The sequence below is a fragment of the Blastomonas sp. SL216 genome, assembly GCA_026625625.1.
Classification (GTDB): Bacteria; Pseudomonadota; Alphaproteobacteria; order Sphingomonadales; family Sphingomonadaceae; genus Blastomonas.
In genome coordinates this window covers 3098634-3113036 of the sequence record CP113055.1, presented here as the reverse complement: position 1 = coordinate 3113036, position 14403 = coordinate 3098634, and the positions used below count along the sequence as shown (strand labels likewise).

The following is a 14403-nucleotide window of genomic DNA, read 5'->3' as shown; positions in this document are numbered from 1 at the left end:
AAACTTTGATGAAATTCGGGCGGGCGTCATTTGCGGCGTCAAAAGCTGTTGCTGCCCAACCGGCCAGCCCCTATCCCGCAGCGATGACCGACCGGCTTATCATCACGCTTGTCCAGTGCGGGCAGACCATTGGCGATCTTGGCCGCAATGCCGACGCGATGCTCGAGGCACGCGCAGAGGCTGCAGATTGCGACCTCATCGTCTTTCCCGAGCTGCAGCTGATCGGCTATCCGCCCGAAGACCTGGTGCTGAAGCCCGCGCTGATCGCCCGCGCCACAGAGCAGCTCGAACGGCTCGCCGCCGCCACCGCCGATGGTGGCCCGGCGATGCTGGTGGGCAGCGTGTTCCAGCGTGAGGGCGGGCTCTATAATGGCGTCGCCCTGCTCGACGGCGGCAGGATCGCCGCGGTGCGGCTCAAGCACGAGCTGCCCAATTACGGCACGTTCGACGAAAAGCGGCTGTTCGCCTCTGCGCCGCTGCAATCGCCGGTGCCGTTCCGGGGCGTGATGCTGGGCCTGCCGCTGTGCGAGGACATCTGGTACCCGACCGTGTGCGGGCATCTGAAAGCGATGGGCGCCGAGCTGCTGATCGCACCGCATGGCAGCCCGTACGAGATCGAGAAGGACGACCGCCGCCTGCACAATGTGGCGCGCGCGCGTGTCGCAGAGACCGGCCTGCCGCTGGTGTTCCTCAACCGCATCGGCGGGCAGGACGAGCTGGTGTTCGATGGCGCGTCGTTCGTGGTCAACGCCGATGGATCGCTGAGCCATCAGCTGCCCGACTGGGAAGCCGCGACGGTGCGCACCGAATGGACGAAGAGCGAGGCCGGATGGCATTGCGCGCCGGGCGAGATCCATGCGCTCGATCCGTTCCCGCAGGACGTCTATCACGCCATGATCGTGGGGCTGCGCGACTATGTGAACAGCAACGGCTTTCCCGGCGTGGTGCTGGGCCTGTCGGGCGGGATCGACAGCGCGCTGTCGGCTGCGGCCGCGGTCGATGCACTGGGGCCGGAGCGGGTGTGGTGCGTGATGCTGCCCAGCCGCTATACCAGCCAGTCCAGCCTCGACGATGCTGCAGAATGTGCCCGGATGCTGGGCTGCCGGCTCGACAGCATTCCGATCGCGCCTGCCGTCGAGGCGTTCGATGCGATGCTGGCCCCCAGCTTTGAAGGACGTGCGCCCGATCTTGCCGAGGAGAATATCCAGTCGCGCATCCGCGCGGTGACGCTGATGGGGCTGAGCAACAAGTTCGGCCCGATGCTGCTCACCACCGGCAACAAGAGCGAGATGAGCGTCGGCTATGCCACGATCTATGGCGATATGGCGGGCGGCTATAATGTGCTGAAGGATGCGTACAAGCTGACGGTGTTCGAGCTTTCACGCTGGCGCAACGCCCACAAGCCGCCACTGGGCCTTGGCCCCGATGGCCCGGTGATGCCCGAAAGCGTCATCACCAAGCCACCCAGCGCGGAACTGCGCCCCGACCAGCGCGATGACGACAGCCTGCCGCCCTACGAAATTCTCGACCCCATATTGCATGGCCTGGTCGAGGAGGAGCTGAGCGTTGCCGAGATCGTCGCGCGCGGCTTCGATGCGGCGACCGTCACGCGGATCGAGCGGCTGCTGTACCTGGCCGAATACAAGCGCCGCCAGGCCCCGCCGGGGGTAAAGCTGGGCATCCGCAATTTCGGCCGCGACCGGCGGTACCCGATCACCAACCGGTTCCGCACCGCATGACCACCACCCGTTTCGCCCCGTCCCCCACCGGGCATCTGCATATCGGCAATATCCGCACCGCGCTGCACAACTGGATGTGGGCGAAGAAAACGGGCGGCCGCTTCATCCTGCGCATCGATGATACCGATGCCGAGCGCAGCCGCGAGGACTATGTCGAGGGCATCCGCGCCGACCTCGCCTGGCTGGGGCTCACCCCCGATGCCGAATATCGCCAGTCCGAGCGTGGCGCGCTTTACGAGGCGGCGTTCGACAAGCTTCGCGCGGCGGGCCGGGTCTATGCCTGTTACGAGACCGCCCAGGAGCTCGATCTCAAGCGCAAGATCGCGCTGGGGCGCGGGCTGCCGCCGGTCTATGACCGCGCCGCGCTGAACCTGACCGATGCCGAGCGCGCCGATCTGGAAGCGCAGGGCCTTCGCCCGCACTGGCGCTTCAAGCTCGATCACGCCGAGCCCATCGCCTGGAACGACCTGATCCGGGGCCAGCAGAAATTCGACGCCGCCAGCCTGTCCGATCCGGTCATCCGCCGCGCCGATGGCAGCTGGCTGTACATGCTCCCGTCCGCCATCGACGATATCGACATGGCCATCACCCATGTCGTGCGCGGCGAGGATCATGTCTCGAACACCGCCGTGCAGCTGCAGATGTTCACCGCGCTGGGCAGCACCCCGCCCGCCTTCGCGCATGAGGCGCTGCTGACCGGCGCGGAAGGCAAGCTGTCGAAGCGACTGGGCTCGCTGGGGGTGAACGAACTGCGCGAGAAGCATATCCTGCCCCAGGCGATCGTCGCGTTGCTGGCGCGGCTGGGCACGTCCGATCCGGTCGAGCCGCTGCACGACCGTGCCGCCTTGCTCGAAACCTTCGATTTCGCCCGGTTCGGCCGCGCGCCCGCCCGCTTTGCCGAGGAGGATCTGGAGCGGATCAACCGCCAGCTGGTCCACACCGCCGACCACGCGCTGGTCGCCGATCAGCTGCCGCCGGAGGTCAACGAGGCCGCGTGGCACGCCATCCGCCCCAATATCGCGCATCTCGGCGAGGTCGGCGATTACTGGCGGATCATCGCTGGGCCGATTGCAGCGCCTGCGCCCGAGCCGGAGGATGCAGCGTATCTCGCAGAGGCACGCACCGCGCTGGAGGGCATCGATTTCGGCCCCAGCGTCTGGAAGGACTGGACCGAAGCGCTCAAGGCCAGCACCGGTCGCAAGGGCAAGGCGCTGTTCCTGCCGCTCCGCCGCGCGCTCACCGGCATGGACCATGGGCCCGACATGGGCGAGCTGCTGCCCCTGATCGGCCGCGACCGTGCCCTGACGCGGCTGGACCGTTAGTCGCTAACCTGTTCTCCGGCGAAAGCCGGAGCCCAGGAGTCAGGTCGCACAACATCGCCCTGGGCTCCGGCTTTCGCCGGAGAACGGTTGAGTCACGGGAAATGGGAGCGCGTAGCGTTCAACAACGCGAGCCGAGCGGAGGTGGGACAGGCCCTTCCCATAGCGTATTTGAGCGCGCATATGACAGGCATGACCCAGCCAGACCCTCGCTCGTTCCTGTACCGCCCCGATGCGCTCGATCCCGATGCCGCGCAGGCCATCACCCGCGATGCGCTCAAGGCTTGCGATGACGGCGAACTGTACCTGCAATATGCCGCCAGCGAGAGCTTCGTGTTCGATGATGGCCGCCTGAAAACGGCGGATTACTCGACCGATTCGGGCTTCGGCCTGCGCGGCGTTTCGGGCGAGATGACCGGCTTTGCCCATGCCAATGATGTCAGCGCCAGCGGTATCCGCCGCGCCGCCGAGACGCTGAAGCTGCTCGACCCGGCCAAGGGCGCGACCGCACCGCCGCCGCGCCAGAACAACCGCCACCTCTATACCGACGGAAATCCGCTCGAGAGCATTCCGTTCGAGGCGAAGATCGCTTTGCTGGAAAAGATCGACGCCGCCGCGCGCGCGCGCGATCCGCGCGTCGCGCAGGTGACCGCGAGCCTGGTCGGCAGCTGGTCGGTAATCGAGGTGGTGCGCGCCGATGGCTTCGTCGCCACCGATGTGCGTCCGCTGGTCCGGCTCAACGTGTCGATTGTCGCGCAGAACGGCGATCGACGCGAGGTCGGCAGCTTCGGCATGGGCGGGCGCTATCTCTATGACAGCCTGTTCGATGAGGCGACCTGGAACCGCGCGATCGACGAGGCGCTGGCCCAGGCCTTGACCAATCTGGAGAGCATCGCTGCGCCTGCGGGCGAGATGACCGTGCTGCTCGGCCCCGGCTGGCCCGGCATCATCCTGCACGAGGCGATCGGGCACGGGCTGGAGGGCGATTTCAACCGCAAGGGCACCAGCGCCTTTTCGGGCCGCATCGGCCAGCGCGTCGCCGCCGATGGCGTGACCGTGGTCGACGATGGTTCGATCCAGGACCGGCGCGGCTCGCTCAGCATCGACGATGAAGGCACCCCGACCCAAGAAAACGTGCTGATCGAAAACGGTATATTGCGCGGCTATATGCAGGACCGGCTGAACGCCCGGCTGATGGGCGTCGCCCCCACCGGCAACGGCCGCCGCCAATCCTATGCCCACGCGCCGATGCCGCGCATGACCAACACCTTCATGCGCGCCGGCAACGACGATCCGGCGGAACTGCTCTCCCGCGTCAAGAACGGCATCTATGCCAAGAGCTTCGGCGGCGGCCAGGTCGATATCGTCTCGGGCAAGTTCGTCTTCACCTGCACCGAAGCGTACCGGGTCGAGAACGGCAGGCTGGGCGCCCCGATCAAGGGCGCGACGCTGATCGGCGACGGCCCCACCGTGCTGACCAAGGTCACCGGCATCGGCAACGATTTCGCGCTCGACGAAGGCGTCGGCATGTGCGGCAAGGCAGGCCAGGGCGTGCCCGCAGGCGTGGGACAACCGACGCTGCTCGTCGGCGGGCTGACGGTGGGGGGAACGGGCTGATCCCGCACCGTTTACAGGCAACTCCCTAGCGGCTGCCTGCAAACGATGCGTAACCTGCTCAGCCCAAGGCAGCACTGACCGCTTGCGCCATGCGCGTTGTCGGACGCCCCAGCAGGCGTGACAGAGTGCCACTGCCATCCTCCAGCCAGCCTTCAGGCGCCTTGACGTCCACATCGACGAGCATCGCAGCAAACCCGGTCGGCAGACCGAAGCTTTCAAGGATGCCCTGATAGACTTCGGGCGGCAGGTCATTATAGGGCAGCGGCTTGCCCGACTGACGCGCGACTTCTGCGGCCAGGTCCGTCAGCGTGAAGGCTTCATCGCCGCCAAGCTCATAGGTCTGGCCTGCATGGTCGGCGCTGGCAGCAACGGCCGCGATGGCTTCGGCATAATCGCTGCGGGTAGCGGGCGTAAACCGGGCAGCGCCTGCCGACCCGATCAGCGCGCCAGCCTGCAGCGCGGCGTCCAAGGTACCGGTCCAGTTTTCCGTATACCAGCCGTTGCGCAGGATCGTCGCCGACAGGCCCGATTCGGCGATGATATCTTCAGTCGCGCGGTGATCCTCGGCGATCAGCATGGGCGATACGTCCGCCTTGAGGATCGAGGTGTAGATGATGCGGCCCACGCCTGCGGCCTTGGCAGCCTCAATCACGTTGCGGTGCTGGCCGACGCGGTCGTTGAAATCGCTCGACGAGATCAGCACCAATGTCTCAACCCCGGCCAGCGCAGGGGCCAGGGCATCGGGCTGGCGCGTGTAATCGAAGGCGCGGGCCTCGACACCGAGATTGGCGACCTTGGCGGGATCGCGGGCGAGCGCAACGATCTGCGCGGGATCGACACGGGCCTTGAGGAAATCGATGGCGGCGCGGCCAAGCTGTCCGCTGGCTCCGGTAATCGCGATGGTCATGGGCAATGCTTCCTTTTGAGATATTGACCGCCAGCAGATAGAAGCATACGCACAAAACGTAAGTACCAACATTTTTGTAAGTATGGAAAAAGGTGAGCCTTGTGGAATTCATACCCGATGTGCTGAACGAGAAATGCGGATCGCGGCAGGTACTGGGCCATTGCACCAGCCGCTGGGGATCGCTGGTGCTGATCGCACTGCTCGATGGCACCATGCGGTTCAGCGCCCTGCGCCGCCGCATCGGCGGGGTGTCCGAACGGATGCTCACCCAGTCGCTGCGGCTGCTGGAGGAGGACGGCTTCGTCCAGCGCACCGCGCACCAGGTGGTCCCCCCGCATGTCGATTATGATCTGACCCCGATGGGCCGAGAGGTGGCGCAAAAGGTGCTGGCGCTGGCGCAGTGCATCGAAGGCAATCTGGCGGCGATCATGCGCAACTACGCAGCCCGGGACGCGGCGGCGGGCAACACATGAGATGGCCCGGCTGGATCGGCCGCACCGAAGGCTTGTCCCCCCTTCCCCCCCGCATAACCTTGCGCTAAGGGCTTGGCCGACTTATCGGTTGATGCATCGGCCCGCCGGTTCCGCGCAAAAAAATGGTCGCGCGCGTCCCCATCCGGCCCGTCGGTGACGAACCGAAAAAGGCTGGGCATCGCTTCGGTGCCCTGGGACACACAGAACTGGAAGGGACTCCACATGACCGCTGTTGGACAGGACACGCTCGGCACCCGGGCGACGATGGAGGTGGGCGGCAAGTCCATCGCTTATTATTCGCTGGCCAAGGCGGCGGAGAAGCTCGGCGATATCTCGCGGCTGCCGTTCAGCATGAAGGTGCTGCTCGAGAACATGCTGCGCTTCGAGGACGGCGGCTTCACCGTCTCGGTGGCCGATGCGCAGGCGATTGTCGACTGGCAGAAGAACCCCTCGTCCGATGCGGAAATCCAGTATCGCCCCGCGCGCGTTCTGCTGCAGGATTTCACCGGCGTGCCTTGCGTGGTCGACCTTGCCGCGATGCGCGATGCGATCGCCAAGCTCGGCGGTGACACCAGCAAGATCAACCCGCTCGTCCCCGTGCACCTCGTCATCGACCACTCGGTGATGGTGGACGAATTCGGTCATCCCAAGGCGTTCGAGCAGAACGTGGAAATCGAATATTACCGCAATGGCGAGCGTTACGACTTCCTGAAATGGGGTTCCAAGAGCCTCGACAACTTCAAGGCTGTCCCTCCGGGCACCGGCATCTGCCACCAGGTGAATCTTGAGAACATCGCGCAGGCGGTGTGGACCAGCACCGATGCTTCGGGTGCAACCGTGGCCTATCCCGATACCTGCGTCGGCACCGACAGCCACACCACGATGATCAACGGCCTGGGCGTGCTCGGCTGGGGCGTCGGCGGCATCGAGGCGGAAGCCGCGATGCTCGGCCAGCCGGTCTCGATGCTGATCCCCGAAGTCGTCGGCTTCAAGCTCACCGGTCAGCTGCGCGAAGGCGTGACCGCCACCGACCTGGTGCTCACCTGCACGAACATGCTGCGCAAGCATGGCGTGGTCGGCCGTTTCGTCGAATATTACGGCCCGGGTCTCGCCTCGCTGAGCCTCGCCGACCGCGCGACGCTCGCCAACATGGCGCCCGAATATGGCGCGACCTGCGGCTTCTTCGGCATCGATGACAAGACCATCGATTACATGCGCCTGACCGGCCGCGATGAAGACGCGCTTGCTCTGGTCGAAGCCTATGCCAAGGCGCAGGGCTTCTGGATCGAACCCGATGCCGTGGACCCGGTGTTCACCAGCACGCTCGAACTCGACATGTCGACCGTCGTCCCCTCGCTCGCCGGCCCCAAGCGCCCGCAGGACCGTGTCGACCTGACCGAAGTCGACGATGTCTTCGCCAAGGACATGGCCGAAACCTACAAGAAGGCCAACCAGCGCGTTGCCGTCGAAGGCAAGGACTTCGATATCGGCGATGGCGACGTGATGATCGCCGCGATCACCAGCTGCACCAACACCTCGAACCCTGGCGTGATGGTCGCAGCCGGCCTTGTCGCCAAGAAGGCGCACGAGCTGGGCCTTCGCCCCAAGCCCTGGGTCAAGACCTCGCTGGCCCCCGGATCGCAGGTGGTCACCGATTATTTCGAAAAGGCAGGGCTGCAGACGCATCTTGATGCGGTCGGCTTCAACCTGGTCGGCTATGGCTGCACCACCTGTATCGGCAACTCGGGCCCGCTGGCCGAGCCGATCAGCAAGGCGATCAACGAGAACGGCCTGGTCGCCGCTGCCGTCATCTCGGGCAACCGCAATTTCGAAGGCCGCGTGTCGCCCGACGTGCGCGCCAACTTCCTGGCTTCGCCGCCGCTGGTCGTCGCCTATGCGCTCAAGGGCACGGTGATCGAAGACTTCACCACCACCCCGATCGGCACCGGCAAGAGCGGCCAGGACGTGTTCCTCAAGGACATCTGGCCGACCAACCTGGAAGTCGCCGACACCATGGCGTCGTGCATGGACCGCGCAATGTTCCAGGCGCGTTACGCCAATGTCTATCTCGGGGACGAGCATTGGCAGGCGATCAATGTGGAAGGATCGGAAACCTATAGCTGGCGCGCCGGATCGACCTATGTCGCCAACCCGCCCTATTTCGAAGGCATGAGCATGACGCCCGCCCCCGTGGGCGACATCATCGAGGCCAAGCCGCTCGCGATCCTGGGCGATTCGATCACCACCGACCACATCTCGCCCGCAGGTTCGATCAAGGCGGACAGCCCGGCGGGCAAGTGGCTGATGGAGCATCAGGTCGCCAAGGCCGACTTCAACAGCTATGGCGCGCGCCGTGGCCATCATGACGTGATGATGCGCGGCACCTTCGCCAATATCCGCATCAAGAACGAGATGGTCCCCGGCATCGAAGGCGGCATGAGCCGCTATGGCCAGGAAGTGATGCCGATCTATGACGCCGCGATGCGTCACAAGGCCGATGGCACGCCGCTGGTCGTGATTGCGGGCAAGGAATATGGCACCGGATCGTCGCGCGACTGGGCGGCCAAGGGTACCAACCTGCTCGGCGTCAAGGCGGTGATCGTCGAAAGCTTCGAGCGTATCCACCGTTCCAACCTGGTCGGCATGGGCGTGCTGCCGCTGCAGTTCCAGAATGGCGACACGCGCGACAGCCTGGGCCTGACCGGTGACGACACGTTCACGATTCGGGGCATTGCCGATCTGAAGCCGCGCCAGCAGGTGACGGTGGAAGTGACGCGCGCCGATGGTTCGACCTTCAGCTTCGAGGCTTTGTGCCGCATCGATACCGCCAACGAGATCGAGTATTTCATGAACGGCGGCATCCTGCATTACGTGCTGAGGAAGCTGGCTGCATGAAGCCGATCGTGTCACGGGCCATTGTCGCGCTGACCAGCGCGGCCCTGGCCCTTGGCGCGGCCCCCATGGTGGCGGCGCAAGCCCCGGCCCGCGCCGTCTCCCTGTCCAATGATCCGCAGGAGGCGGGCCTGACCTGCTTCTATGCTGCCGTCGTTACCGGTGGCGGCAAGATCGAGGCGGCAGCCGAGGCAAGCTGGTTCCTGTTCGACCTTGTTCGCAAGCAGACGGAAGGCTCGCCCGAAACCTTTGTCGATCGGCTCGAAGAGGCGGCCGGCCTTCCCCCGCCGAACATCGACACGCTGGCCGCCGATGCCCCGGCCCTGGTGCCGCAATGCGCCAGCCGCTATCCGCTGATCAGCTCGAAGCGGGTGGTCACGCTGCCGTCCGATCCCTTCACCCGTGAAATGCAGTGCTTTGCGCTGACCAGCTATCTGGCCGGCATGGCCGAGAGCGAGCTGGAAGATTCGGGCGAAAGCGCCTTTGGCAAGCGCGTGGCAGCCCTTGCCGACACGCTGGCCGCGCGCCTGACCGAAGAGCGCGCCAAGGCAGCGGGCATTGCCGATGCCAATGCCATGCAACAGGTCTTCGCGCGCTCGCTGCGCGATATCAGCCCGCTGGGCAATCCGATGAAGGTGCTGGAAGCCTGCGAGGCGGCCCAGTGACCGGCGCGGCTCCCCCTGCGCCTGTGCAGAGGAGCCATTAGATGCCGCGCCTGCGCCAGGTTCCGCGCGACGAGGCGGACGAATATGTCCGCAAGCTCTATACCGCGCTGTTCGGGGATCGCGATCCGGTCGAACAGCCGGGCACCGCGACCGGTACGCCAGGAAACTGGTGGACGGTGTTCGCGCTGGTCCCCGACGCGTTTCGCCACACCACCGAAGGCTTCGGCTTCTACCGCTCGGACAAGCGCAAGCTCGACCCTGTGTTGCGCGAACTCGGCCAGACCCGGGCGGGCTATGCGGTGGGGTCGCGCTTCGTTTATTCGCAGCACATGAAGGCCGCGCGCTTTGCAGGCCTTTCCGAAGAGCAGGTCCAGGCGATCGCGCACTGGCAGGTCGCCGATTGCTTCACGCCGATCCAGCGCGCAGTGCTCAGCTTTACCGATGCGCTGGTGCTGCAGCACGGGCGGGTCCCCGATGGCGTGTTCACCGCGCTGAAGGCGGAGCTCTCCGACGAGGAGATCCTCGAGCTCACCTATGTCACTGCGACCTATATGATGCACGGCGTCATGAGCCGCGCGCTGCGACTGGAATATGACGATATCGACGATCCGGTGACCGAGGTTGCCGCGCCCGAAGGCGCGACCGCCGATGTCATGGGCATGGTCGACCGGCGGAAACGGGACTGACATGAGCTATCACCACCTCGCCATGGCGGCGCGCGACATCGCCGCGATCCACGATTTCTATGAACGCATCACCGGGTTCGAGCTGGTCAAGGTGGAGATCGCGCCGATGATGGGCGGCGGCTGGGGCAAGCATTTCTTCTATCGGATGGATGGCGATGACAGCAGCTTCATTGCGTTCTGGGAGCTGAACGAGGTGCCGGGGGCAGACGCCCATGAGTTCAACCTCAACAAGGCCGCGCACATGCCGCCGGGCACCAACCACTTTGCCTTTGCGGTGCACAGCGCCGAGCAACTCGACGCGCGCCGCGACCAGTGGAATGCAGCTGGGCTTGACGTGCTGGAGATCGACCACAATTGGTGCCGGTCGATCTACACCCGCGACCCCAATGGCAATATGGTCGAATTCTGCCTGACCACCGGCACGTTTTCCGAGGCTGACAGGACGCGCGCGCTCGCGGCGCTGGGCGAACGGACGATGATTCCCTCGCCGCCGCCGGCCGCGATGCGGCAATGGCTGGCAGCAGACCGGCAGGAGCCTGCGATTCCGCAGGACTGAACGCGCCCGCGCGCTTGACTTTGCACCCTGCCGCCCTTATGCGCCCAGCTTTCGCGGGGACGGCCCGGCCGGTTTCCGCAGCGAATCATTCATAACCGTTTTTCAGGAGTGCCGCATGAAGCGCACATTTCAGCCCAGCAATCTCGTGCGCGCGCGTCGCCATGGTTTCCGTTCGCGCAGCGCGACCCCGGGTGGCCGCGCCGTGCTGCGTGCACGTCGTGCCCGTGGCCGCAAGCGCCTGAGCGCCTGATCGGGCCGCCGCCCGTGATTGCGGGCGCGGACGACAGCATGGACAAGGACAACACGGGCGCTCCGGAGCCTTCCGGGGCGCCCGTTGTCATGCGTCAACGGTCCGATTTTCTCGCCGCCAATGGGGGCCTGCGTGTCGGGACGCCGGGCTTCGTGCTGCTGGTCAAGCCGCGCGCCGATGCCGATGCCATGCGCCGCATCGGCTATACCGTGACCAAGAAGACCGGCAACGCGGTGGTGCGCAACCACATCAAGCGCCGTTTCCGCGAGCTTGCACGCGCGGTGCTGCCCGATCATGGCATAGCAGGGGCTGACCATGTGCTGATCGGCCGGACCGAGGCGCTGACCCGCGACTTTGCCGACATGAAAAGCGACCTCGCCCGTGCGCTGGTACGGGTACGCGAAGGCAAGGCTTCGTCCGATCGCCGCCCGCCGCGCGGCAAGCCGCGCAAGCGCTGATGCGACGTCGCCGGTCGCTGCCGCCCGCGCATCCGTCTAATCGCGGTGGCCCGCCGGGTCGCAAGCTGCTGACGGCAATGCAGATGGAACACCGATGCGTCACCTGCTGATCCTGATCGCCCGTGGCTGGCAGCTTGGCCCCTCGCGCGTGCTGCCGCCCAGCTGTCGCTACAGCCCCAGTTGCTCGCAATATGCGATCGAGGCGCTGACGCGCTACGGTGCGATTAAGGGTGGCTGGCTGGCGATGAAGCGGCTATTGCGCTGTCACCCATGGGGCGGGCACGGCCATGATCCGGTGCCCTGATGCACATATGCGCCCCCTTTTTGAATTGCCGGAACGAGGTTTGAAGCGTGGAGAATCAGCGTAACGTCATCCTGGCCATCGGTTTGATGGCTCTGGTCCTGTTCGGATGGCCCTATGCGCTGGAGATCCTGTATCCCACGCCGCCTGCTGTCGAAGGATCTGCCCAGGCGGGCGGCAAGAGCAGCAGCGCCGCAGCCCCTTCCGTGTCGGGCACCGTGCCCGATACCGGCACCGCGCCCAAGGTGATCCGCGACCGCAAGGCGGTCATCGCCGGCTCCGCGCGCATCCCCATCGATGCGCCCCGCGTCGCCGGATCGATCAACCTGACCGGCGCACGGCTCGATGATATCGTGCTCAAGGATTATCGCGAGAAGCTCGACAAGAACAGCGACCGAGTCCACCTGTTCTCGCCTGCCGGCACCGAGGATCAGTATTTCGCGCAGTTCGGCTGGATCGGCGACGGCGTTGTCGTCCCCACCAGCCAGACCGTCTGGACCGCCACCGGCACCAAGCTGACGCAGCAGACCCCGGTGACGCTCACCTGGACCAACCCGGCGGGGCAGCGCTTCGAGATCAGCTTTTCGATCGACGCCAATTATCTGATCAGCGTCACCCAGCGCTTCGTGAACAGCGGCACCACGCCCGCCATCGTACGCCCGCTGGGCCTGATCAACCGGACCAGCGCCAATGCCGACCCCAGCACCTGGACGGTGCGCAATGGCCCGCTGGGCGTGTTCGACGATGTCGCCGATTTCGACGTGCATTATGACGATCTCGACGAGAACCCCAAGAAGCTGGTCGAGTATAACGGCAATATCGACTGGCTGGGCTTTACCGACCATTACTGGCTGTCTGCGCTGATCCCCGCACCGGGCGCGAGCGCCAAGGCAGCGGGCAATTTCCGCGCGCTGGGCGGCAAGCTCTACCAGTCGGAACTGCTGTTCGACACGACGGTCGTGGCACCTGGCCGCCAGATCGAGACCAAGTCGATGCTGTTCGCAGGGGCCAAGGAAACCGAACTGCTCGACGATTATGTCGACGCCAAGAACATCAAGCTGCTCGATCGCGCGGTCGACTGGGGCTGGTTCATCTGGTTCGAAAAGCCGATCTTCAAGCTGCTCAACTGGCTGTTCGAACAGGTCGGCAATTTCGGCGTCGCCATCATCCTGCTGACCATCATCATCCGCGGCCTGATGTTCCCGATCGCGCAGAAGCAGTTCGCCTCGATGGCGGCGATGCGCGCGGTGCAGCCCAAGATGAAGGCGCTGCAGGAACGCTACAAGGACGACAAGCAGAAGCTCCAGAGCGAGATGATGGAGCTGTACAAGAAGGAAAAGGTCAATCCGCTCGCCGGATGCCTGCCGATGTTCCTGCAGATCCCGGTCTTCTTCGCGCTGTACAAGGTGCTGCTGCTGGCCATCGAGATGCGCCACCAGCCGTTCGTGCTGTGGATCAAGGACCTGTCCGCGCCCGACCCGCTGACCCCGGTCAACCTGTTCGGGCTGCTGCCCTTCGACCCGCCGAGCATGATCGCCATCGGCGTGCTGCCGATCATCCTGGGCGTCACCATGTGGCTTCAGTTCAAGCTCAATCCCGCGCCGATGGATCCGGTCCAGCAGCAGGTCTTCTCGATCATGCCCTGGGTGCTGATGTTCGTGATGGCGCCGTTTGCGGCAGGCTTGCAGCTCTATTGGGCGATGTCGAACGTGCTCACCATCGCGCAGCAGAAATGGCTCTACAGCCGCCATCCGCAATTGAAGGAGCTGGCGGCCAAGGAAGCAGCAGAGAAAGCGGCGAAAGCCGATGGCAAGGGCAAGGCGTGAGCAGCGAAGACACACCCGTTCACCCGCTGCTGCAGGAAGCCAACCGGCTGTTTTCCGGCCCGGTCAACTTCCTTAAGTCCGCGCCCTCGCTCGAATTCCTGCCGCCGCCTGCGGTGCCCGAGATCGCCTTTGCGGGCCGGTCGAATGTCGGCAAGTCCTCGCTGCTCAACGCGCTGGTGGGCAGGCGCGCGATCGCCCGCACCTCGGTGACGCCGGGGCGCACGCAGGAGCTCAATTTCTTCGATGTCGGCGATCCGCCGCGCTTTCGCGTGGTCGACATGCCGGGCTATGGCTTTGCCAAGGCGCCCAAGGATGTCGTCAAGAAATGGCGTTTCCTGATCAACGACTATCTGCGCGGCCGCGCGGCGCTCAAGCGCACCCTGGTGCTGATCGACAGCCGCCACGGGGTCAAGCCGGTCGACCTCGATGTGATGAAGATGCTCGACGAGGCGGCGGTCAGCTATCGGCTGGTGCTGACCAAGGCGGACAAGATCAAGGCGAGCGAGCTGGAGCGCGTCGCCGATCTGACCCGCGCCGAAGCGCGCAAGCATGCTGCGGCCTTTCCCGATGTCATCATCACCTCGTCCGAAAAGCGCATGGGCATTGACGATCTGCGCGGCTTTGTGATGGACAGCATCAGCGAATAAGCAGCACGGCGCAGCCGGAACACATTTTCTTTCTTTGCTTCGCGCCTTCGCGTCTTCGCGTGAAATT

At 65.1% G+C, this 14403-nt stretch carries 14 protein-coding genes; 13 read left to right on the top strand and 1 reads right to left on the bottom strand.

Going from position 1 to position 14403, the window contains the following annotated elements; all coding sequences use genetic code 11:
• The first annotated feature begins 83 nt into the window (after nt 1–83).
• The 3 genes from OU999_14760 to tldD all read left to right on the top strand — a co-directional run bounded on the left by OU999_14760 (nt 84) and on the right by tldD (nt 4675).
• The gene (locus OU999_14760) at nt 84–1739 is read left to right on the top strand and encodes an NAD+ synthase (protein WAC22988.1); all 1656 of its coding nucleotides are present in this window, start codon (nt 84–86) and stop codon (nt 1737–1739) included.
• Nucleotides 1736–3061, top strand: a complete 1326-nt coding sequence (gene gltX / locus OU999_14755) for a glutamate--tRNA ligase (GenBank protein ID WAC22987.1) — start codon at nt 1736–1738, stop codon at nt 3059–3061. The genes OU999_14760 and gltX overlap by 4 nt, the downstream gene beginning before the upstream one ends.
• Before the next feature lie 189 nt (nt 3062–3250).
• A complete protein-coding gene (gene tldD / locus OU999_14750; GenBank protein WAC22986.1) occupies nt 3251–4675 on the top strand; it encodes a metalloprotease TldD in 1425 nt (474 codons plus the stop codon).
• Between the two features lie 58 nt (nt 4676–4733).
• Here the strand turns inward: tldD and OU999_14745 are convergent, their stop codons facing one another.
• The gene (locus tag OU999_14745; protein ID WAC22985.1) at nt 4734–5582 is read right to left on the bottom strand and encodes an SDR family oxidoreductase; all 849 of its coding nucleotides are present in this window, start codon (nt 5580–5582) and stop codon (nt 4734–4736) included.
• A gap of 101 nt (nt 5583–5683) precedes the next feature.
• Between OU999_14745 and OU999_14740 the strand changes: the two genes are divergently transcribed.
• The 10 genes from OU999_14740 to yihA all read left to right on the top strand — a co-directional run bounded on the left by OU999_14740 (nt 5684) and on the right by yihA (nt 14336).
• A complete protein-coding gene (locus OU999_14740) occupies nt 5684–6055 on the top strand; it encodes a helix-turn-helix domain-containing protein (protein WAC22984.1) in 372 nt (123 codons plus the stop codon).
• 222 nt (nt 6056–6277) lie between these two features.
• A complete protein-coding gene (acnA, locus tag OU999_14735) occupies nt 6278–8950 on the top strand; it encodes an aconitate hydratase AcnA (protein ID WAC22983.1) in 2673 nt (890 codons plus the stop codon).
• The gene (locus OU999_14730) at nt 8947–9612 is read left to right on the top strand and encodes a hypothetical protein (GenBank protein WAC22982.1); all 666 of its coding nucleotides are present in this window, start codon (nt 8947–8949) and stop codon (nt 9610–9612) included. Before acnA ends, OU999_14730 begins: the two co-directional genes overlap by 4 nt.
• A 41-nt stretch (nt 9613–9653) precedes the next feature.
• A complete protein-coding gene (locus OU999_14725) occupies nt 9654–10298 on the top strand; it encodes a carboxymuconolactone decarboxylase family protein (GenBank protein WAC22981.1) in 645 nt (214 codons plus the stop codon).
• A 1-nt stretch (nt 10299) separates the two neighbouring features.
• Nucleotides 10300–10854, top strand: coding sequence for a VOC family protein (locus tag OU999_14720; protein ID WAC22980.1), 555 nt, complete (start codon nt 10300–10302; stop codon nt 10852–10854).
• A gap of 115 nt (nt 10855–10969) precedes the next feature.
• Nucleotides 10970–11104 carry a 50S ribosomal protein L34 gene (gene rpmH / locus OU999_14715; GenBank protein ID WAC22979.1) on the top strand — a complete coding sequence of 45 codons (135 nt, stop codon included), beginning with the start codon at nt 10970–10972 and terminating at the stop codon, nt 11102–11104.
• Nucleotides 11105–11193: 89 nt separating this feature from the next.
• Entirely contained in the window at nt 11194–11562 is a 369-nt protein-coding gene (gene rnpA / locus OU999_14710) for a ribonuclease P protein component (protein ID WAC22978.1), read from the top strand.
• Between the two features lie 94 nt (nt 11563–11656).
• A complete protein-coding gene (yidD, locus tag OU999_14705; GenBank protein WAC22977.1) occupies nt 11657–11866 on the top strand; it encodes a membrane protein insertion efficiency factor YidD in 210 nt (69 codons plus the stop codon).
• A 47-nt stretch (nt 11867–11913) separates the two neighbouring features.
• Entirely contained in the window at nt 11914–13689 is a 1776-nt protein-coding gene (gene yidC / locus OU999_14700; GenBank protein ID WAC22976.1) for a membrane protein insertase YidC, read from the top strand.
• Nucleotides 13686–14336, top strand: coding sequence for a ribosome biogenesis GTP-binding protein YihA/YsxC (gene yihA / locus OU999_14695; GenBank protein WAC22975.1), 651 nt, complete (start codon nt 13686–13688; stop codon nt 14334–14336). Before yidC ends, yihA begins: the two co-directional genes overlap by 4 nt.
• The last annotated feature ends 67 nt before the right edge of the window (nt 14337–14403 follow it).

Excerpts from the sequence above, each read along its gene's own strand:
- OU999_14760 (WAC22988.1), top strand. The coding sequence starts at position 84 with ATGACCGACCGGCTTATCATCACGCTTGTCCAGTGCGGGCAGACCATT.
- gltX (WAC22987.1), top strand. The coding sequence starts at position 1,736 with ATGACCACCACCCGTTTCGCCCCGTCCCCCACCGGGCATCTGCATATC.
- tldD (WAC22986.1), top strand. The coding sequence starts at position 3,251 with ATGACCCAGCCAGACCCTCGCTCGTTCCTGTACCGCCCCGATGCGCTC.
- OU999_14745 (WAC22985.1), bottom strand. The coding sequence starts at position 5,582 with ATGACCATCGCGATTACCGGAGCCAGCGGACAGCTTGGCCGCGCCGCC.
- acnA (WAC22983.1), top strand. The coding sequence starts at position 6,278 with ATGACCGCTGTTGGACAGGACACGCTCGGCACCCGGGCGACGATGGAG.
- OU999_14730 (WAC22982.1), top strand. The coding sequence starts at position 8,947 with ATGAAGCCGATCGTGTCACGGGCCATTGTCGCGCTGACCAGCGCGGCC.
- OU999_14725 (WAC22981.1), top strand. The coding sequence starts at position 9,654 with ATGCCGCGCCTGCGCCAGGTTCCGCGCGACGAGGCGGACGAATATGTC.
- OU999_14720 (WAC22980.1), top strand. The coding sequence starts at position 10,300 with ATGAGCTATCACCACCTCGCCATGGCGGCGCGCGACATCGCCGCGATC.
- rpmH (WAC22979.1), top strand. The coding sequence starts at position 10,970 with ATGAAGCGCACATTTCAGCCCAGCAATCTCGTGCGCGCGCGTCGCCAT.
- rnpA (WAC22978.1), top strand. The coding sequence starts at position 11,194 with ATGCGTCAACGGTCCGATTTTCTCGCCGCCAATGGGGGCCTGCGTGTC.
- yidD (WAC22977.1), top strand. The coding sequence starts at position 11,657 with ATGCGTCACCTGCTGATCCTGATCGCCCGTGGCTGGCAGCTTGGCCCC.